This window comes from Sphingobium sp. UBA5915, from assembly GCF_002431195.1.
GTDB classification, from domain to species: domain Bacteria; phylum Pseudomonadota; class Alphaproteobacteria; order Sphingomonadales; family Sphingomonadaceae; genus Sphingobium; species Sphingobium soli.
In genome coordinates this window covers 76,746-94,803 of sequence record NZ_DJDV01000122.1, presented here as the reverse complement: position 1 = coordinate 94,803, position 18,058 = coordinate 76,746, and the positions used below count along the sequence as shown (strand labels likewise).

Genomic DNA, 18,058 nt, shown 5'->3' with positions numbered 1-18,058 from the left:
TCCTGGTGTGTTGTTGTCGGTTAGGAATTGAGCGCCGCTTCAATCTGCGGCGCGATCTTCGCGGCGGTCAGGCCGAAATGGTCGTAAAGCGCGGGCGCAGGCGCTGACGCACCAAAGCTGTCGATGCCAAAGCGCAGACCCGCAATGCCGGTATAGCGTTCCCAGCCAAAGGTCGTTCCCGCTTCGATCGACGCGCGCAGCACATGCTGCGGCAGCAGATCGTCCTTATAGGCCTGCGGCTGCGCCTCGAAATGCGCCCAACTGGGCATGGAGATGACGTCCGCGCCGATGCCCCGCTCCTCCAGCGCCTTGGCCGTGGCGACAGCGATTTCGACTTCAGAACCTGTAGCGATCAGCACGACCTTGCGTTCGGCCGTCGCCGCGACAAGGCGATAGCCGCCCTTGGCGGACAGGTTCTCGCTTTTGTCGGTGCGAAGCTGCGGCAGGTTCTGCCGGGTCAGCGCCAGCACCGAAGGGCCGGTCGCGTCCTTGAGCGCTAATTCCCAGCATTCCGCCGTTTCTACAATGTCCGCCGGGCGATAGACGTCCAGGTTCGGGATCATCCGCAGCGACATGACATGCTCGATCGGCTGGTGGGTCGGGCCATCCTCGCCAAGGCCGATCGAATCATGCGTGAGCACATGGATCACCCGTTGCTGCTGAAGCGCCGCCAGGCGAATGCCCGCGCGCATATAGTCGGAAAAGACCAGGAACGTCCCGCCATAAGGAATGACGCCGCCATGCAGCGCCATACCGTTCATCGCGCAGGCCATGCCGAATTCGCGAATGCCATAATAGACATAGCGCCCGGCATAATCGTCCCGCGTCAACGGCCCGGTCGTTTTCGTTTTGGTGTTGTTCGATCCCGTAAGGTCGGCCGAACCACCCAGCGTTTCGGGCAGCAACTCATTGATCGCGCCCAGCGCCAATTCGCTCGCCTTGCGCGTTGCGACCTTTTGGGGATTGGCGATCAGGCTATCGATATAGGAGTCCAGCGAGAAGTCGGCCGGCAATTCTCCTGCCATGCGACGCGAAAATTCGTCGCCTTGCGCATGGCCTGCCAGCCGTTGCTCCCAAGCGCTGCGCACATCGCGCCCCTTCGCGCCGATCGCCTTCCAGGCGGCGGCGATATCGTCGGGAATGACGAAGGGTTCGGCGTCCCAACCGAGGAACGCGCGCGCGGCGGCGACCTCATCCGCGCCCAGCGCGGATCCGTGCACGCCGGATGTGCCCGCCTTGTTAGGCGCGCCATAGCCGATCTTGGTCGCGCAGGCGACGATCGACGGGCGCGGATCGGCGACCGCTTCCACTAGTGCACGGCGCACGTCAGCAACGTCATGGCCGTCGCAAGACACGACATGCCAACCGGTGGCGGCATAGCGCGCCAGCACATCCTCGCTGCTCGACAGGTCGACCGCGCCGTCAATGGTGATCTTGTTGTCGTCCCACAGGACGATCAGGCGACCCAGGTTGAGGTGCCCGGCCAGCCCGATGGCCTCATGATTAATGCCTTCCATCAGGCAGCCATCACCCGCGATCACCCAAGTGCGATGGTCAACCAGATCGTCGCCGAACTGGGCGTTCAAATGACGTTCAGCAATTGCCATGCCGACGGCGGTCGCAAGGCCCGAACCCAGTGGGCCGGTGGTGGCTTCGACGCCAGCCAGTTCGAAATTTTCGGGGTGTCCGGCGCACGGGCTGTGCAACTGGCGGAAACTGGCAATGTCTTCGATGGTCGGGCGGGCATAGCCTGTCAGATGCAACAGGCTGTAGATCAGCATGGAGCCATGGCCGGCCGACAGAACGAAGCGGTCACGGTCGGCCCAGTCGGGCTTGCCCGGATCAAATTTCAGATGATCGCTGAACAGGACCGTCGCAACATCCGCCATGCCCATGGGCATTCCGGGGTGCCCGCTATTGGCGGCCTGCACGGCGTCCATGGACAGCGCGCGAATGGCGTTGGCGAGCGACTTTTCGGAAACGGTCATGGCAAGCGGGCGTCTTTCCTGGGCTGGCGCGCTGAAACATGGCACGCGCAAAGGCGGCGAGTCGAGTTGCGGCTTCCTTTGTCGCGTCAAGCCCCATGCGTCAACCATGGCCGGGGCATGGCCGGGGGCAAAGCCGCGCTGGTCCGTATGTCGTCGGGCTTTTGCGAAGCCTGCGCTTTGGCTATGACGAGTCCATGGCAAGTGAGCGGATGATGCAGGCAATCGGTACGCTGGAGCGTACTGTCAGCCGGCTCGAACAGGATGTGGCCCATTATATGTCGGCCGCCGCCTCCCCCGGTCCGAAGATTGATGTGCCCGCGGCGCATGCCGCACTCCGCTCGCTCGACGCCTTGATCGACGAACTCAAGGGGCGCACCGATGGCTGAAACGACATTGCAGATCGCCGGGCGCCATTATGACATAGGCTGCCGCGACGGCGACGAACCCCATCTTGCCCGACTTGCAAGCATGATCGAGGACAAGGCACGCCTGGCGCAGCGTTCGACACCCGGCCTGACCGAAGTGCGCACCTTGCTGTTCGCTGCCCTGTTTCTTGCCGACGAACTCACTGACCTGCGCAAGGTGGAAGCGGGCCGTCAGGAAAAGCTCAGTCTGGAGGCTGATGACGAACAGGCGGCTCGCACCGTAGAGCAGTTAGCGAGTCGGATCGAAAAGCTGCGAGAGGCACTTGCCGCGGCCGCTGCGGCCGCTTAGATTGCATAGCGACGGGCACTGCGCGGCACGAGCTTTAGCGAACATCCCTGAGGCGATAATCACATCCAAGGGGGCTGTCCCTGGGCGGGTTCCGGCCCGATCTACATGGTCCCCACCTGACGTTGAGGCGTCAGAGGATTTTCCAGCAAACGACCGAGGCGGTCCCGTCACCCTCCCCAGCCCGAACGAAAGCCGATGATGAGCGACCAGAGCCCCGCCGCCGACAAGGTCAGCCTGCGCGCAACGGCCCGCCAGCGTCGGCGCGATTTCGTGGCCGCGCTCGATCCGCTGGCGCATCGGCTTGCGTTCAAGGTCGTGCCTTCGCCGCTCGCCCGGCATATTGCCGATGCCCATATCGTGGCGCTTTACATGGGCCTTGACGATGAAGCCCCGGCACAACGGCTCGCGCCGCAGCTTAAGGCCATGGGCAAGGCCATTGCCCTCCCGCGCGTGATCGACCGGCTCGGCAGCATGGAGTTTATCGCGTGGAACGCGGATGATGTCCTGGTTCCCGGGCTCTATCGCACCCACCATCCAGACCCGACATGCGGCGTCGTCAGCCCTGATGTCATCGTCACGCCGCTGGTCGCCTTCGACCGCAGCATGAACCGGCTGGGTCAGGGCGGCGGCTATTATGACCGCGCCCTTGCCCGCTTCCCCGAGGCCCTGCGCATCGGTGTTGCCTGGTCAGCGCAGGAACTGGACGCCGTGCCGGCAGACCCCTGGGATCTTCCGCTCGATATGGTCCTGACCGAAGTCGAAGTGATTGAGGGGACGAACGCATGACCATCAACCCGCGTCATCATCATCAGCCCAGTTGGCGCAAGCCCGTCGGCATGCTGGCGATCGTTGCGCTCATTTTATTATGGGCCGTGCTCGTGGGCAGCCTGTCCGGCTGGATCGGCAGCCTGCCCGTGTGGGCTCAGGTGCCGGTCTATGTCGTGCTGGGCGTCGTGTGGATCTGGCTTCTGCCGCTCAAGCAATTGATGCGGTGGATGGAAACCGGGATTTGGCAGAAATATTGATATTCTGCCTCATGGCAGGAAATGGCGCGAGTGACGGGGCTCGAACCCGCGACCTCCGGCGTGACAGGCCGGCGCTCTAACCAACTGAGCTACACCCGCGCAGGGCGGCATCCTATCACGACCCTATGGTCGCCAGACGATGCATATCTGAAAACCTTTTTCCGCTTTTCCCGTCCGGAAAAGTGGCGCGAGTGACGGGGCTCGAACCCGCGACCTCCGGCGTGACAGGCCGGCGCTCTAACCAACTGAGCTACACCCGCGTTCGGTGTGGGCGGCCGTCTATGCGGGACAGAAGATACTGTCAACCGTCCGTAACATCTGTTTCCTCTTTATCCGCATTTTCTTTCATGCGCGGCACCGTCAGCGTCCCCTGCTCGAACAGGAAACCGGCTATATCGGGCGTTCCGGCGGCCGCCACAACGGTTTGCAAGATAATCAGCAATGGCACCCCCAGCAACGCGCCGGGCGTTCCCCATACCCATCCCCAAAAAGTGAGCGACACCAGGATCAGCAAAGGGTTCATGGTCAATCGCCGCCCGAGCAGCATCGGCGTGACGACATTGGCCTCGACCAGGTGAAACGCGATCTGCAGCGCTGCCGGAAGCAGCGCGAACCACACATCGTCGAACACCATCAATCCGCCCAGCGCCAGCAGCGCGGCCGCGAGCATCGGCCCGAAATAGGGTACGAAGTTCAACAGGGCGATGATCCCACCCCACATCAACGGCGAAGGCATGCCGATGAGCCACAGTGCCACCGCGACCGCCAGGCCCAGGCACAGATTGATGGTGGCGATCGTGATGACATAGGCCGATGTCGCATCGACCACATTCTGGATCACGCGGGCCACCGCCATTGCCCCGTCGAAGCTGCCCCGGCTGTTGATCGTCCGCCGCCGCAGCCGGGTCCACCCAGCCAGGAAAAAATAGATGATCAGCAAGGCGAAGACCATCTGAATGATCGCCGCTGGCGCTGACGTCGCGGCGAATTGCAACAGTGATCGCGGCGCGTCCACAACCGCCGTCTGCGCCGCTGCGACCGGGCCTGTCGCCAGCATCTGGAGGGTTTCATCGACGAAGCGCTGGAGATTGGAATAAAGGTCGATCACCGGCGCCAAATTCGCCTGGATCTGCGGCAGGCGCTGCGGCAGCGCGCTGAACCAATCCGTGGCGGGCACGACGATCAGAACCAGCGCGGTATTGGCCACCAGCAGAAAGCCGATCACCGACAGCAATGCCGCTACGCCCGATGGCAGGCCGCGCCGCTCCATCCATTCCAGCAATGGCACTAGGGCGATCGCTATGACCAGGGCGGCCGTCAGCGGCAGGAAAAATTCCGCCCCCGCGCGTAACGCGAAAGGCAGCGCGAGGATCAAGCCCAGCCCTGTCGACAGCGCGATCGAAGCCAGCAACCGATCGCGCCGCCGGTTGATTTCCTGTTGTTCCGCCGCCGTCACGCCCGATTCTTTCTTGCCGTCCACACAATGGATGTGCGCTGCCCGTTCCCTCGCGTCAATTTGCAAAGCCAAGAGCGCGCGAAAGGAAAACAGTCACTTAACCAATTTTTTGCATCTGCACGCTATTTTGGATGGCGCCGGCAATGGGGGACGGGGCATGAACATCATATCGTTGCGGCTTATCGTTGCGATGGTGATCCCCGGTGTGGCCGCCTTCGCTATTCCCGCTTCGGCGCAACCGCCCCTGCGGCTGACAAGCCAAACCTTCGTCGAGCGGGTTGCCACGGACATCAATGGCCGCCCACGCCGCATAATCGCCACTGCCGACAGGCCGATGCGCGGCGACCAGTTGATCGTCATTCTCGACTGGCGCAATGACGGACCAGCGCCGCTGCGCAACGTCGCCATCACGCGCCCCGTCCCGAATGGATCGGAACCCGACCTCGATGATCCGGTGATGCAGATTTCGGTCGATGGCGGTGCGCATTGGGGACGGCTTGAAGACTTGTGGTTGCCAACCCCTCTGGGCGGCGTGCGCCGCGCCGTCCCGGCCGATGTCACGCATATACGCTGGCCACTGGCGCAGGCGGCACCCGGCCAAACCGGCCGGCTCAGTTATCGGCTCACCCTGCGATAAAACGCCGGGGCTTGAGGCCGATCGCCAGCTATCCTAGGGCGATGCGCCGACCGGAGACCCCATGATGCCCAAAGACGCCGAGCGCGCCTACCTCGCCAATCTAGGCGCCCAGGGCGTCAACCATTCGCTCAACAAGCCTTTTTCCGATCCGGAGTGCGGCATTCATCTGGCCGCCATCGGCTTCATCATGCGCCTTTTGCCACCGCCTCCCGCCCGTATCCTGGATCTGGGCTGCGGTGGCGGCTGGACCAGCATCTTCTATGCGCGCCTAGGCTATCAGGTGACAGGGCAGGACATCGCCCCCGACATGATCGCCGTGGCGCGGGATAATGCGCGGATCAATGATGTCGGATCGCGCACGGACTTCCTGTGTGGGGATTTCGAGCACATGGAGCTGGGCGCGCAATATGACGCGGCGATTTTTTTCGACTCGCTGCATCATGCGGAGGACGAGGCGCTCGCCATTCATGCGGCCTGGCGCGCGCTGAAGCCGGGCGGCATTCTCATCACCCACGAACCCGGCGAAGGCCACAGCCAGTCGGTGGAATCGATTGCGGCGATGGCGCGGTTCGGCGTCAACGAACGCGACATGCCACCCCATCTCATCATGGCGCGTGGCCGGGATGCAGGCTTCACAGGCTTTCGCGTCCTGCCGATGCCGTCCCTCCTCTACAGCACCTTCTACCAGCCGCGCGACTATTCGGGCCGATGGTTCAGCAAGCGCCGCTGGAAGATGCTCGCCCGTGCCGCCCGCATGATCTTCAAACCGGACGTGCGAGAGGGCGCGGTCGTCGTGATGACGAAATAAACGCCCTCCCGTTGATCAATCGACGAACAGGAACGCCGGCGCTTCCAGCAATTTGCGCACCGCCTGCACGAAGCTCGCCGCGTCCCAGCCATCGACCACGCGATGGTCGCAGCTGATTGACAGATTCATCAGCTTTGCCGCGACGACCTCCTTGCCCCGGAACACCGGGCGTTCAACTATGCGATTGGGCCCGATGATCGCGACTTCGGGCCGGTTGATGACCGGCGTAGTCGCCACTCCGCCGAGCGGCCCGAGCGACGTCAGCGTCAGCGTCGATCCACTCAGTTCTTCAGACTTGGCCTTGCCGCTGCGCGCCGCGTCCGCCAGCCGGCGGATTTCGGATGCCAGTTGCCAGACGTTGCGATCCTGTGCGTCGCGGATCACCGGCACCATCAGTCCGGCATCGGTCTGCGTCGCCATGCCCAGATGCACCGCGCCATGGCGCGTCACCACGCCCGCCTCATCGTCATAGCGGGCATTGAGCATCGGAAAATCCGGGATCGCCTTGCAGATCGCAACGATCAGCAACGGCAGCATCGTCAATTTCGGCCGTTCGCCGCGACCAGCGTTAAGCTGTTCGCGCAACTCCTCCAACGCAGTCACGTCGATTTCCTCGACATAGGTGAAATGCGGAATGTGACGCTTTGACGCGGCCATATTCTCCGCGATCCGGCGGCGCATGCCGATCACCTTGACCTCTTCGTCCGCACGCCGTGCCGAGCGTCCGGCGGGCGCGTAACCCTGCCCGGCCCCATAGAGCAAATAGGCGTCCAGGTCGGCATGGCGGATATGATCACCGCTGGGCTTCACTTGGCCCAAGTCGATACCCAACTCCTTCGCCCTGGCTCGGACCGCGGGCGAAGCGAGAATCGGCTGGTCCTTTACAGCGGCCGCGACTGGCTGTTGCGCGGGCGCAGATGTCGGCGCAGAGTCGGGTTCAGGGGTCGGCGCGGGTTGCGCTGATGGCGCAGCGGCCCCCTCCACCATGGCTTCGCCCGGCGTTTCCGCTTCGATCGTCTCTTCGCTCGGCGGCGGCGCAGCAGCGACTTCGCCCTCTACCTCGATTTCGACAAGCATCGACCCGATCGGCACCTGATCGCCTGGCTCGCCGGCCAGTCGTACGACCGTGCCAGTGACCGGGCTTTCCATTTCGACCGTTGCCTTGTCGGTCATCATGTCGGCGATCGGCTGATCCTCCTCGACCCGGTCGCCCACCTTGACGTGCCAGCCGACGATCTCGGCCTCGGAAATGCCTTCGCCGATATCCGGCAGCTTGAATGTAAAGAGAGCCATGCGCTCAATCCTTCATGATCTTGGTGATGGCCTCGCGAATGCGCACGGGTCCAGGGAAATAGGCCCATTCCAGACTGTGCGGATAGGGCGTGTCAAAACCGGTAACGCGCTCGATCGGCGCTTCGAGATGGTAAAAGCAGCGTTCCTGAACCTGGGCGAGCAGTTCCGCCCCGAACCCGCTGGTGCGCGTCGCCTCGTGCACGATCAGGCAGCGGCCGGTCTTGCGCACTGACATCTCGATCGCCTCGATATCCAGCGGCACCAACGTGCGCAGATCAATGATCTCCGCGTCTATGCCCACCGCCGCGACAGTGTTCTCGACGACATGCACCATCGTGCCATAGCATAGGATCGTCAGCGCCTCGCCCGCCCGCGCTGTGCGCGCCTTGCCCAGCGGGATGCGATAATAGCCTTGTGGCACTTGCGCCTCGGCGTGCCCGGCCCAGCTTTTCGCCGGCGTGTCATAATGGCCATCGAACGGGCCATTATAGATGCGCTTGGGCTCGAAAAAGATCGTTGGATCATTATCCTCGATCGCCGCGATCAGAAGTCCCTTGGCGTCATAGGGCGTGGACGGGATCACCGTCTTGACGCCCGATACATGCGTGAAGATACCCTCGGGCGACTGGCTGTGCGTCTGGCCACCAAAGATGCCGCCGCCAAAGGGCGATCGCACGGTCATCGGCGATATGAATTCGCCCGCCGAGCGGTAACGCAGCCTCGCCGCCTCGCTCACTAGCTGGTCGAGCGCGGGGTAGATATAGTCGGCGAACTGGATTTCCGGCACCGGGCGCAGTCCATAGGCGCCCATCCCCACCGCAACGCCGATAATCCCGCATTCGGTGATAGGTGTGTCGAACACCCGGTTCTTGCCATATTTTTGCTGAAGCCCCGCCGTGGCGCGGAACACGCCACCGAAATAGCCGACATCCTCACCCATGACGACGACGTCCGGGTCCCGGTCCATCATCACGTCCAACGCGCTGTTGATCGCCTGGATCATGTTCATCTGCCGCGCGTCAGACCGCGCCGCGCCCTGTGCCATGACCTCACTCACAACACCGGCTTCGTTCGCTTTGCTCACAGCGTCAGTTTCGTTCGCTTTGCTCGCAGCGTCAGTTTCGTTCGCTTTGCTCACAGGCCGGCCGCCTTCCATTCGTCGAGCATCTGCTGCTTCTGTTCCTCCAGATGCCAGGGCATCTTTTCGAACACATCCTCGAACATGCTCTCCATAGGATGGTGCAAGCCATGGCCCAATATGCCGTTCTTCTCCGCCTCGCGCGCAGCGTCGCGGACATGTTCGGCCAGTTCTTTGTCCATCGCGGCATGGCGATCCTCGTCCCAGATGCCGAGCGCAATGCAATGCTGCTTCAGCCGCGCAACCGGATCGCCCAGCGGCCATTGGCTGCTTTCCTCGGCGGAGCGATAGGCGGATGGGTCATCGGATGTGCTATGCCCCTCCACGCGATAGGTGAAATGCTCGATCAGCGTCGGACCTGCATTGGCGCGGGCGCGATCGGCCGCCCAGCGCGTTGCGGCATAGACGGCCAGTACGTCATTGCCGTCGACGCGAAGCCCCGCAATGCCATAGCCCACGGCGCGCGCGGCGAAGGTCGTCGCCTCCGCTCCGGCAAATCCTGAAAAGCTGCTGATCGCCCACTGATTATTCACGACATTCATGATGACGGGCGCGCGATAGACGCTGGCGAAGGTGCAGGCCGAATGGAAATCGCCCTCGGCCGTCGATCCCTCGCCGCACCAGGTCGCCGCGATCCGCGTATCCCCCTTCGCAGCGCTCGCCATCGCCCAGCCGACGGCCTGGGGATATTGAGTCGTTAAATTGCCGGAGATCGAGAAGAATCCCGCCTCGCGAGCGGAATACATGATGGGCAACTGGCGACCCTTCATACGGTCGCCCTTGTTGGAATAAATCTGGTTCATCATGTCGACGAGGGACCAGTCGCGTGCAATCAGGATACCTTGCTGACGATAGCTGGGGAAGCACATGTCGTCGCGCGATAATGCCATCGCTGCGCCGATCGACACGGCTTCCTCGCCCGTCGACTTCATGTAAAAACTGGTCTTGCCTTGTCGCTGGGCGCGAAACATCCGGGCGTCGAATGCGCGGGTCAACGCCATATAGCGCAGCATCTTGAGCAATGTTTCGGCGGGCAGGCGCGGGTCCCAGGGGCCGACGGCCTGTCCATCGTCATCCAGCACACGAACCAGCCCATAGGCCATATCGCGCATGTCGGCCGGCTGAGCAGCCTCATCGGGTCGCGGCTGCGCGCCAGCAGCAGGGATATCGAAATGGGTGAAGTCCGCCGCCTCACCAGGCCGCGCCGGCGGTTCGGGAACGTGCAACTTTAGCGGAGGCAGGTTGCGCCCGGCCTGTCCTTCCACTGATCCAATGGGATCGCTCATCCTGGCTCCTATGGTGCATTGCAATAATATTGCTTTAGGCGGATATTATATTTCAATGCACCGGAAGGCAAGCCTTGCTGACCCAAATTACTCTTTACCTGTCGCTGTCGATGTCGGTTTTCACACGGCGACCGGCGCAGCGATATGGGCTTGCGGGCTGTAATCCAGCACCTCGAAATCTTCGATCCTGTAATCGAAAATGGATGAAGGCTGCCGATTGATCCGTAATGTCGGCGCGCCTTGCGGAATACGCGATAACTGCTCCTCCACCAGCGGTGCGTGGTTGAGATAGAGATGCACGTCCCCGCCCTGCCAAATGACTTCGCCCGGCTCCAGATCGCACTGCTCCGCCAGCATCCGAGTGATCATCGTCAGCCCGAAAATGTTGAAGGCGAATCCAAGTCCCAGGTCGCAGCTACGCTGAAAAAGCAGGCCATTGAGCTTTCCGTCCGCGACCTGGAACTGATAGGTCATATGACAGGGAGGAAGCGCCATCTGCGGCACCTCCGCGACATTCCATCCGGTAAACAGCAATCGGCGCGATCCGGGGGTGGAGCGGATTGCATTGACCAGTTCCGCTATCTGGTTTCGTCCCATCTCGGCTTTGCGATACAGCCCGTCGCCTGCCGGTTCATAGATCGGCCAATTCACCCATTGCGCACCATAAACCGGCCCCAGATCGCCCCATCGCCGGGCAAAATCGGCATCCTCGATGATGCGCGCCTCGAACGAGTCGCGGTCGATCGCCTCACCAGTCGCCCGGCGATAGGCGTCGAGCGGCCAGTCGGTCCAGATATGCACGCCCTGCCGCACCAGTTCGCGAATATTAGTGTCGCCGGTCAGAAACCAGAGCATCTCACGCGCGGCGACCTTCCAGTAGACCCGCTTGGTAGTCAGCAGCGGCACTGCATCCCCTGCCAGCGAAAAGCGCAGCGTCGCCCCCAATATCGATCGCGTGCCAACGCCAGTCCGATCGATCCGCTCATCACCATGCAGCCAGATATGCCGCATGAGGTCGAGATATTGCTGCTCATAATGGGGCGCTGGCGCACCATGTGCCTCGGTCAAAACGACATCCTGTGAAATTGAGTCTTGTTGGGCTCGCTCTATATCAGCGGGAACGCTCAGCCAATGCCGGGTCCGAAACGGATATTGTTGGGGCGCGATACTCCCGAAGCGGATCGGCTTGGGTCTGGCCATGCACCTCCCGCCGACCCCACAGTCGCGGCATGTCTGGCCCCAGCGCTTTTGCCGTGACGATCCTGGATAATGGGTGGCGCCCCCGGCGCATTCTGCCCGTCCGCCATCACTGGACGGCGGTCCTGCCCGACCTGGTAGTCGACGGCCACCACTGGATTGCCCTCATACAGCGCCGCCCGCCGCATCAGGCCGCGTCGCCAGGACCTGACGACATCACCCTGACCCGCGCGATTATCCGCAGCGTCAGACCACTTGACCTGCGGGTGGCGGATCACCTTATCGCCGCCGGGGATCAGTGGTTCAGCTTTCGCGCCGCCGGTCTCCTCTAAAACGCATAAAAAAAGCGCGCCTGCCCGCTTGCCAGCCCGCAAAGCCGTCTCTATAGGCGCACTCCTGCCTTACGGGGCCGCTTTCGAAAGCGGCTTCGGCATCGGTCGGGGAATAGCTCAGCCTGGTAGAGCACTGTCTTCGGGAGGCAGGGGCCGGAGGTTCAAATCCTCTTTCCCCGACCACATTTCTTTTCGGCAAATGACGCGGAAATCACAGCGGACCGGCTTCTTGCCGTGTCCGCTATTCGCTGTTGGGCGCGCCTTCATCCAGCATAACTATTTTCGACAGATGACATGTGTCGAAAGCGGCGGAACCAAAGTTGTCCGATCGTAAAAGATGTTTGACCCCGCCCGTCCCGGCGGCAATGATGCCGTCTTATCAAGCCAATACGGCCAGTGGCCAGATATTCGGCATAATCCGACCCGCATCATGCGGGCATGGGCAGGTGGGAGACACATCTTGCATAGACGCGATTTTCTGGCCTTCGGGGCCATGGGCGTGGGCGGCCTCGTGCTGCCGGCCGCTTTTGGGCGGGTCATCGCCGCAGAAGCGCTGGACAGCGCCATAGACGTGGCGGTGAAGAAGCAATTGGCGGACGCCGCGATGAATGCGGCCAAAAGCGCCGGCGCGACCTACACTGACGTGCGCATCGGTCGCTATCTGCGCCAGTTCGTCATCACGCGCGAACGTAATGTGGAAAACATCGTCAACACCGAATCGACCGGCGTCGGCGTCCGCGTCATTGCTGACGGCGCATGGGGTTTTGCCGCCACCAACGACATGACGGCAGAAGCCGTAGCGAAGGCCGCGCGCGAAGCCGTCGCTATCGCCAAGGCCAATGCGCCGGGCCAGAGCGCGCCGGTGCAACTCGCGCCCGTCAAGGGCGTGGGCGAAGTCAGCTGGCGCACGCCGATCGTCAAGAACAGCATGACCGTGCCGATCAAGGACAAGGTCAATCTGTTGATGGGCGTCAACGCCGCCGCACTGGATGCTGGGGCCAGTTTCATACGCTCCACGCTGTTCCTCGTCAACGAACAGAAATATTTCGCCAGCACCGACGGCAGCTATATTGACCAGGACGTGCACCGCATCTGGGCGCCGATGGAAGTCACCGCCGTCGATCAGGCAAGCGGCAAGTTCCGCACCCGCGAAGGCCTTTCCGCCCCCATGGGCCTGGGCTTTGAATATCTGGACGGCGCTGCATCGGGCAAGACCGTGCTGCCCAACGGCGTGACCGTCTACGGCCAGTCCTATGACATGAAGGAAGACGCGATCGCCGCGGCCAAGCAGGCCAAGGCGAAGATTGCCGCACCTTCGGTCAAGCCGGGCAAATATGACCTGGTGCTTGACCCGTCGCACACCTGGCTCACCATCCATGAATCGGTCGGCCATCCGCTCGAACTCGATCGCGTGCTGGGATATGAAGCCAATTATGCCGGCACCAGCTTTGCCACGATGGACAAGATGCAAAGCCATTTCCAATATGGCAGCGACAAGGTGAACATCGTCGCCGACAAGACCCAGCCTGGCAGCCTTGGCGCCGTCGCCTATGATGATGAAGGCGTGAAGACCAAGAAGTGGGACCTGATCCGCGACGGCAAGCTGGTCGGCTATCAGGCGATCCGCGATCAGGCGCATATCGAGGGCAAGACGGAATCGGACGGCTGTTGCTATGCTGACAGCTGGTCCAATGTGCAGTTCCAGCGCATGGCCAATGTCAGCCTGGAACCCGGCAAGCAGAAAATGAGCGTTACCGACATGATCGCCGACGTCGAAGACGGCGTCTATATCATCGGCGACGGCAGCTTCTCGATCGACCAACAGCGTTATAATGCGCAGTTCGGCGGCCAACTCTTCTACGAGATCAAGAATGGCAAGATCGGCCAGCAGATCGAGGATGTCGCCTATCAGATCCGCACGCCCGAATTCTGGAACGCCTGCGCGGGCGTCTGTGACGCCAGCGATTATCGCCTCGGCGGCTCCTTCTTCGATGGCAAGGGCCAGCCCGCGCAGGTGTCCGCCGTATCGCACGGCTCTTCGACCGCGCGCTTCAATGGCATCAACGTCATCAACACCGCGCGTTCGCTCGGCTGATACGCTTTAGGAGATAAACAGATGAGCATCTTTCCCGAAGCGCAGGCTAAGGCGATCCTGACCAAGGTTGTCGGCTTTTCGCAGGCCGACGAATGCACCGCGCAATTAAATGGCGCGACGCGCGGCAATGTCCGCTTCGCCCGCAACGACGTATCGACCGCCGGTGTGACCGATGATATCCAGTTGGCGGTTCAGGTCGCGTTCGGCAAGCGCGTGGGTACCGCCACGATCAACCAGTTTGACGACGCCTCGCTCCAGCGGGTGGTGCGGCGCGCCGAGGAACTGGCGCGACTGGCACCGGAAAACCCTGAATTCATGCCCGCGGTGCCGCAGCAGACATATCTCAAGACCAACACCTTCAGCGCGCCGACCGCCGCCATCGACCCGGCGTATCGCGCAAAGGTCGCCAGCGATTCGATCGGGCCGTGCCGCGCGGAAAATCTGGTGGCTGCGGGCTATCTGGAAGATCAGGCCGGCTTCGTCGCCTTCATGAACAGCAAGGGCAATTACGGCTATCAGACGTCGACCAGCAGCGACTATACCTGCACGGTGCGCACGCCGGATGGTCGCGGATCTGGCTGGGTCGGCCATAATGTCCAGGACGTCGCCCAGTTCAACGCGGGCGAGGACATCCGCGTCGCCATGCGCAAGGCCAGCGCCTCTGCCGGTGCGCAGGCGCTGGAACCGGGCAAATATACCGTCATCCTGGAGCCTGCGGCTGCGGCTGGCCTCGTCGCCTTCATGATGTATTTCTTCGACGCGCGGTCGGCGGATGAAGGGCGCAGCTTCCTGTCGAAAAAGGGCGGCGGCAACAAACTGGGCGAGCAGGTCTACGGCCCGCAGGTGACGATGTTCACCGATCCGGCCTATCCGGGCGCAGCAGTCTACCCCTGGGATGACGAAGGCCTGCCGCGCAAGAAAATGCCCATCATCCAGAACGGCAAGCTCATGAACATGAACTATAGCCGCTATTGGGCGCAAAAGCAGGGCAGGCCCGAACAGGCCGGGTTCGGCAACATCATCATGGAAGGCGGCACCAAGTCGACCGCCGACCTCATTCGCACGACCGAACGCGGCATCCTGGTATCGCGCACCTGGTATATCCGCATGGTCGATCCGCAGACCGTTCTGCTCACCGGCCTGACCCGCGATGGCACCTTCTACATCGAAAATGGGCAGATCAAATATCCGGTGAAAAATTTCCGCTTCAATGAAAGCCCGGTGATCATGCTCAACAATGTCGAGGAATTCGGCAAACCGGTCAGGGTGAAGAGCGACGAATCGGATACCACCATGGTTATTCCGCCGATGAAGCTACGCGACTTCACCTTCACCTCGCTTTCGGACGCGGTGTAAGGGGGTCGGCCGGAGGATGACGCGCGCCGACTTTCTCCGGTTGATGGCGGGCGGCCTGTCCAGCGCTATGCTGGCCAGGCCGCTGGCCGCGGCAACGGGTGGCTATGATTTCTGGTTCACCCGCCTCCGCTATGATTCGGGCGACTGGGATGTTGATCAGCGCGCGCCGTCCAACATCATCACTTCGCTCATCGACTACACCACCCTGCGCGTCGACCCCAAGGAGCATGTGATCGCGCTGTCTGATCCCAGGATGCTGACCGCGCCCTTCTGTTACATGGCCGGTCACAAGCTGGTGGAATTTTCGCCGGCAGAGCGACGGAATTTCGAACGCTATGTGCGCAGCGGCGGCTTTGTCATGGTCGACGATTGCAATCACGACATTGACGGGCTGTTCGCCCGCTCGTTCGAAGCCCAGATGGCCAAGATTTTCGGCCCCAGGGCCCTTGTCGAACTGCCGGACAGCCACGGCATCTATCGCAGCTTCTTCAAATTCGACGGCCCGCCCAATACCGCGCTCGAACTCAATGGCTGGGGCGACGACCTCGTCCATGAGTATCTCAAGGGCATAGAGGTGAATGGCCGCTTGGGCGTTCTTTACAGCAACAAGGATTATGGCTGCGAATGGGACTATGACTGGCGCAACAAACGCTTCCTGGCCGAGGACAATACGAAATTCGCCGTCAACATCGTGATGTACGCGCTGTCGGTGTGACTTTCCAATCGCACGTCATTCCCGCGGAAGCGGGTACTTACCTTCTGCGCTCTCCATTTCCGCACCTTTCGGAGATGGAACCCTGCTTTCGCGGGGATGACACTGTCAAACAAGGGCCATCACTATCATGACCGACCTTACCGAAGCCGATATCCAGGCTCGCCTCGCGCGCCTGGCCGACTTGCGTGCCGCCATTGGCCAGGCCATCGTCGGACAGGCCGATGTCGTGGAGCAACTGCTGATCGGTCTTCTGGCTGGCGGACATTGCCTGCTCGAAGGCGTGCCGGGTCTGGGCAAGACGCTTCTCGTCCGATCCTTGGGCGAAGCGCTCAAACTCGATTTCCGCCGGGTTCAATTCACGCCCGACCTGATGCCAAGCGATATCCTTGGCACCGAATTGCTGGAAGAGGATCATGGCACCGGCCATCGCAGCTTTCGTTTTCAGCAGGGGCCGATCTTCACCAATTTGCTGCTCGCCGACGAACTCAACCGCACGCCGCCCAAAACCCAGGCGGCGTTGCTGGAGGCGATGCAGGAAAAGACTGTCAGCTATGCCGGCGTCACGCATCAGCTTCCCCGCCCTTTCTTTGTGCTTGCGACCCAGAATCCGCTCGAGCAAGCCGGCACCTACCCCCTCCCCGAAGCGCAGCTTGACCGCTTTCTTCTCCATGTCCGCGTGAATTATCCGACCGAGGAGGAAGAACGCGCCATTCTTGCCCAAACCACCGGCGCAGGCGGCGGCATGGTGCCGACGGTCATGCAGGGCGAGGAAGTACTCGCCCTTCAGAAGCTGGTCCGCGATGTGCATTTGAGCGACGATCTTTTGGCTTGGGTCACCCGCCTCGTTCGCGCCAGCCGTCCCGCCGATACCGCGCCGGAAGAAATCCGCAGATATGTGAAATGGGGCGCAGGCCCGCGCGCCGGACAGGCATTGATCCTCTGCGCCAAGGCGCGGGCTTTGCTGCAAGGGCGGCTCGCCGCTACGCGCGAGGATATCGCCGCGCTCGCCGCGCCGGTCATGCGGCATCGGCTTCTGCTCTCCTTCGCGGCGGAAGCAGAGGGACGCAGCGCTGACGACGTGGTTGCCGCGCTCGTTCGTGCGGTGCCTCTGGCCTGATCCGCGCAGCCATGGCCGACTTCCTCCCCCCAGACGTGCGCAGCCGCCTTCGCGGCCTGCGCCTCGTCACGCGTCGGGCCGTGGGGTCGCACGGCATCGGCCTGCATCAAAGCCATAGCCGGGGCGCGGGCCTGGAATTCGCGCAATATCGCGCTTATGAACCGGGCGACGAATTGCGACAGATCGACTGGAAGCTCTACGCTCGCTCCGACAAATTCTTCGTGCGCGAAGCGGAACGCGAAAGTCCGGTCGCGATCTGGATCCTGATCGACGCCAGCGCATCGATGGGTCAGAGCGATGCCGCGCGACCCGATTACAGCCGCCTGGATGCCTCCAAGGCGATCGCTGCGGCCATCGGCGAACTCGCGATGCAGCAGGGCGATCGGTTCGGCCTCATCGCGCTGGGTGATTCAGGGCTGCGCTTGGTCCCTCCCGCGACGGGATTACGCCAGCGCGACCGAATGATGCTGGAGTTGCTGGACATAGCCGCAGCCCGGACCTTCGCTTCCAACGATCAGTTAGGCCCCTTGTGGGAAAGGATCGGCACGCATGATCTCGTGATTATGCTTAGCGACTGTTTCGACAACGGAGCCGTGGCCTTGGTGGAGAAGCTGGCATCGGCAGGGCGCGAAACGCTGGTGATCGAGATGCTGACGGTCGCCGAAAGGGACTTTCCCTTCACGGGAGGCTTTCGATTCCGCGACCCGGAGACCGGCGAGGAACTGCTCGCAGACGGCGCCGCGCTGCGCACAGAGTTCCTTGCCCGCTTTGGCGCTGCGCGGGACGCGCTGCACGCCCGTTTGGACGCCACCGGTATACGCCACGTGGCGCATGTGCTGGATGAGGCTGTCGATCTGCCCCTGCGTCGCCTGTTTGCGGCGCTTGGCACGGTGGATTGAGC

The 18,058-nt window shown here is 62.2% G+C and carries 18 protein-coding genes and 3 tRNA genes; 13 read left to right on the top strand and 8 right to left on the bottom strand.

Annotated features, from left to right (window positions below):
- Nucleotides 1-20: 20 nt before the first annotated feature.
- On the bottom strand, nucleotides 21-1,988 hold the full coding sequence (tkt, locus tag B2V90_RS21975; protein ID WP_293923117.1) for a transketolase: 1,968 nt from the start codon (nucleotides 1,986-1,988) through the stop codon (nucleotides 21-23).
- Between the two features lie 194 nt (nucleotides 1,989-2,182).
- On the opposite strand from tkt, the gene B2V90_RS21970 reads away from it, so the two are divergent.
- The 4 genes from B2V90_RS21970 to B2V90_RS21955 all read left to right on the top strand — a co-directional run bounded on the left by B2V90_RS21970 (nucleotide 2,183) and on the right by B2V90_RS21955 (nucleotide 3,727).
- On the top strand, nucleotides 2,183-2,374 hold the full coding sequence (locus tag B2V90_RS21970; protein WP_228222577.1) for a hypothetical protein: 192 nt from the start codon (nucleotides 2,183-2,185) through the stop codon (nucleotides 2,372-2,374).
- A complete protein-coding gene (locus B2V90_RS21965; protein ID WP_228222576.1) occupies nucleotides 2,367-2,702 on the top strand; it encodes a cell division protein ZapA in 336 nt (111 codons plus the stop codon). The genes B2V90_RS21970 and B2V90_RS21965 overlap by 8 nt, the downstream gene beginning before the upstream one ends.
- Before the next feature lie 198 nt (nucleotides 2,703-2,900).
- A complete protein-coding gene (locus B2V90_RS21960) occupies nucleotides 2,901-3,488 on the top strand; it encodes a 5-formyltetrahydrofolate cyclo-ligase (protein WP_228222614.1) in 588 nt (195 codons plus the stop codon).
- Nucleotides 3,485-3,727, top strand: coding sequence for a DUF2842 domain-containing protein (locus B2V90_RS21955; protein ID WP_228222575.1), 243 nt, complete (start codon nucleotides 3,485-3,487; stop codon nucleotides 3,725-3,727). The genes B2V90_RS21960 and B2V90_RS21955 overlap by 4 nt, the downstream gene beginning before the upstream one ends.
- 22 nt (nucleotides 3,728-3,749) lie before the next feature.
- On the opposite strand, the gene B2V90_RS21950 is transcribed toward B2V90_RS21955, so the two are convergent.
- From B2V90_RS21950 to B2V90_RS21940, 3 genes are all read right to left on the bottom strand, one after another.
- A tRNA-Asp gene (locus B2V90_RS21950) sits at nucleotides 3,750-3,826 on the bottom strand.
- An 84-nt stretch (nucleotides 3,827-3,910) separates the two neighbouring features.
- Nucleotides 3,911-3,987 (bottom strand) — tRNA-Asp (locus tag B2V90_RS21945).
- A gap of 41 nt (nucleotides 3,988-4,028) precedes the next feature.
- Nucleotides 4,029-5,183, bottom strand: coding sequence for an AI-2E family transporter (locus B2V90_RS21940; RefSeq protein ID WP_037542715.1), 1,155 nt, complete (start codon nucleotides 5,181-5,183; stop codon nucleotides 4,029-4,031).
- A 157-nt stretch (nucleotides 5,184-5,340) separates the two neighbouring features.
- On the opposite strand from B2V90_RS21940, the gene B2V90_RS21935 reads away from it, so the two are divergent.
- Nucleotides 5,341-5,820 (top strand): hypothetical protein, encoded by a 480-nt coding sequence (locus B2V90_RS21935; protein WP_228222574.1) that lies wholly within the window; start codon nucleotides 5,341-5,343, stop codon nucleotides 5,818-5,820.
- 61 nt (nucleotides 5,821-5,881) lie between these two features.
- Nucleotides 5,882-6,628: a class I SAM-dependent methyltransferase gene (locus B2V90_RS21930; protein WP_228222573.1), complete on the top strand. Its 747-nt coding sequence runs from the start codon at nucleotides 5,882-5,884 to the stop codon at nucleotides 6,626-6,628.
- A gap of 15 nt (nucleotides 6,629-6,643) precedes the next feature.
- On the opposite strand, the gene B2V90_RS21925 is transcribed toward B2V90_RS21930, so the two are convergent.
- The 4 genes from B2V90_RS21925 to thyA all read right to left on the bottom strand — a co-directional run bounded on the left by B2V90_RS21925 (nucleotide 6,644) and on the right by thyA (nucleotide 11,413).
- Complete coding sequence (locus B2V90_RS21925; protein WP_228222572.1) at nucleotides 6,644-7,921, bottom strand: dihydrolipoamide acetyltransferase family protein; 1,278 nt, start codon at nucleotides 7,919-7,921, stop codon at nucleotides 6,644-6,646.
- Between the two features lie 4 nt (nucleotides 7,922-7,925).
- Complete coding sequence (locus B2V90_RS21920) at nucleotides 7,926-8,930, bottom strand: alpha-ketoacid dehydrogenase subunit beta (protein ID WP_228222613.1); 1,005 nt, start codon at nucleotides 8,928-8,930, stop codon at nucleotides 7,926-7,928.
- Nucleotides 8,931-9,055: 125 nt separating this feature from the next.
- The gene (locus B2V90_RS21915; RefSeq protein WP_228222571.1) at nucleotides 9,056-10,345 is read right to left on the bottom strand and encodes a 3-methyl-2-oxobutanoate dehydrogenase (2-methylpropanoyl-transferring) subunit alpha; all 1,290 of its coding nucleotides are present in this window, start codon (nucleotides 10,343-10,345) and stop codon (nucleotides 9,056-9,058) included.
- Between the two features lie 120 nt (nucleotides 10,346-10,465).
- Nucleotides 10,466-11,413: a thymidylate synthase gene (thyA, locus tag B2V90_RS21910; RefSeq protein WP_228222570.1), complete on the bottom strand. Its 948-nt coding sequence runs from the start codon at nucleotides 11,411-11,413 to the stop codon at nucleotides 10,466-10,468.
- 161 nt (nucleotides 11,414-11,574) lie between these two features.
- Here thyA and B2V90_RS21905 point away from each other — a divergent pair, with 161 nt between their 5' ends.
- The 7 genes from B2V90_RS21905 (at nucleotide 11,575) to B2V90_RS21875 (ending at nucleotide 18,056) form a co-directional block, all read left to right on the top strand.
- The gene (locus B2V90_RS21905) at nucleotides 11,575-11,874 is read left to right on the top strand and encodes a JAB domain-containing protein (RefSeq protein WP_228222569.1); all 300 of its coding nucleotides are present in this window, start codon (nucleotides 11,575-11,577) and stop codon (nucleotides 11,872-11,874) included.
- 106 nt (nucleotides 11,875-11,980) lie between these two features.
- Nucleotides 11,981-12,057 (top strand) — tRNA-Pro (locus B2V90_RS21900).
- A 277-nt stretch (nucleotides 12,058-12,334) separates the two neighbouring features.
- Nucleotides 12,335-13,969: a TldD/PmbA family protein gene (locus tag B2V90_RS21895; RefSeq protein ID WP_293923112.1), complete on the top strand. Its 1,635-nt coding sequence runs from the start codon at nucleotides 12,335-12,337 to the stop codon at nucleotides 13,967-13,969.
- 21 nt (nucleotides 13,970-13,990) lie between these two features.
- The gene (locus B2V90_RS21890) at nucleotides 13,991-15,325 is read left to right on the top strand and encodes a TldD/PmbA family protein (protein WP_228222423.1); all 1,335 of its coding nucleotides are present in this window, start codon (nucleotides 13,991-13,993) and stop codon (nucleotides 15,323-15,325) included.
- 16 nt (nucleotides 15,326-15,341) lie between these two features.
- Nucleotides 15,342-16,040, top strand: coding sequence for a DUF4159 domain-containing protein (locus B2V90_RS21885; protein ID WP_228222422.1), 699 nt, complete (start codon nucleotides 15,342-15,344; stop codon nucleotides 16,038-16,040).
- A 127-nt stretch (nucleotides 16,041-16,167) separates the two neighbouring features.
- The gene (locus tag B2V90_RS21880) at nucleotides 16,168-17,157 is read left to right on the top strand and encodes an AAA family ATPase (protein ID WP_228222421.1); all 990 of its coding nucleotides are present in this window, start codon (nucleotides 16,168-16,170) and stop codon (nucleotides 17,155-17,157) included.
- An 11-nt stretch (nucleotides 17,158-17,168) separates the two neighbouring features.
- A complete protein-coding gene (locus B2V90_RS21875) occupies nucleotides 17,169-18,056 on the top strand; it encodes a DUF58 domain-containing protein (RefSeq protein ID WP_228222420.1) in 888 nt (295 codons plus the stop codon).
- The last annotated feature ends 2 nt before the right edge of the window (nucleotides 18,057-18,058 follow it).

Excerpts from the sequence above, each read along its gene's own strand:
- tkt (WP_293923117.1), bottom strand. The coding sequence starts at position 1,988 with ATGACCGTTTCCGAAAAGTCGCTCGCCAACGCCATTCGCGCGCTGTCC.
- B2V90_RS21970 (WP_228222577.1), top strand. The coding sequence starts at position 2,183 with ATGGCAAGTGAGCGGATGATGCAGGCAATCGGTACGCTGGAGCGTACT.
- B2V90_RS21965 (WP_228222576.1), top strand. The coding sequence starts at position 2,367 with ATGGCTGAAACGACATTGCAGATCGCCGGGCGCCATTATGACATAGGC.
- B2V90_RS21960 (WP_228222614.1), top strand. The coding sequence starts at position 2,901 with ATGAGCGACCAGAGCCCCGCCGCCGACAAGGTCAGCCTGCGCGCAACG.
- B2V90_RS21955 (WP_228222575.1), top strand. The coding sequence starts at position 3,485 with ATGACCATCAACCCGCGTCATCATCATCAGCCCAGTTGGCGCAAGCCC.
- B2V90_RS21935 (WP_228222574.1), top strand. The coding sequence starts at position 5,341 with ATGAACATCATATCGTTGCGGCTTATCGTTGCGATGGTGATCCCCGGT.
- B2V90_RS21930 (WP_228222573.1), top strand. The coding sequence starts at position 5,882 with ATGATGCCCAAAGACGCCGAGCGCGCCTACCTCGCCAATCTAGGCGCC.
- B2V90_RS21925 (WP_228222572.1), bottom strand. The coding sequence starts at position 7,921 with ATGGCTCTCTTTACATTCAAGCTGCCGGATATCGGCGAAGGCATTTCC.
- B2V90_RS21920 (WP_228222613.1), bottom strand. The coding sequence starts at position 8,930 with ATGAACATGATCCAGGCGATCAACAGCGCGTTGGACGTGATGATGGAC.
- B2V90_RS21915 (WP_228222571.1), bottom strand. The coding sequence starts at position 10,345 with ATGAGCGATCCCATTGGATCAGTGGAAGGACAGGCCGGGCGCAACCTG.
- B2V90_RS21905 (WP_228222569.1), top strand. The coding sequence starts at position 11,575 with ATGTCTGGCCCCAGCGCTTTTGCCGTGACGATCCTGGATAATGGGTGG.
- B2V90_RS21890 (WP_228222423.1), top strand. The coding sequence starts at position 13,991 with ATGAGCATCTTTCCCGAAGCGCAGGCTAAGGCGATCCTGACCAAGGTT.
- B2V90_RS21885 (WP_228222422.1), top strand. The coding sequence starts at position 15,342 with ATGACGCGCGCCGACTTTCTCCGGTTGATGGCGGGCGGCCTGTCCAGC.
- B2V90_RS21880 (WP_228222421.1), top strand. The coding sequence starts at position 16,168 with ATGACCGACCTTACCGAAGCCGATATCCAGGCTCGCCTCGCGCGCCTG.
- B2V90_RS21875 (WP_228222420.1), top strand. The coding sequence starts at position 17,169 with ATGGCCGACTTCCTCCCCCCAGACGTGCGCAGCCGCCTTCGCGGCCTG.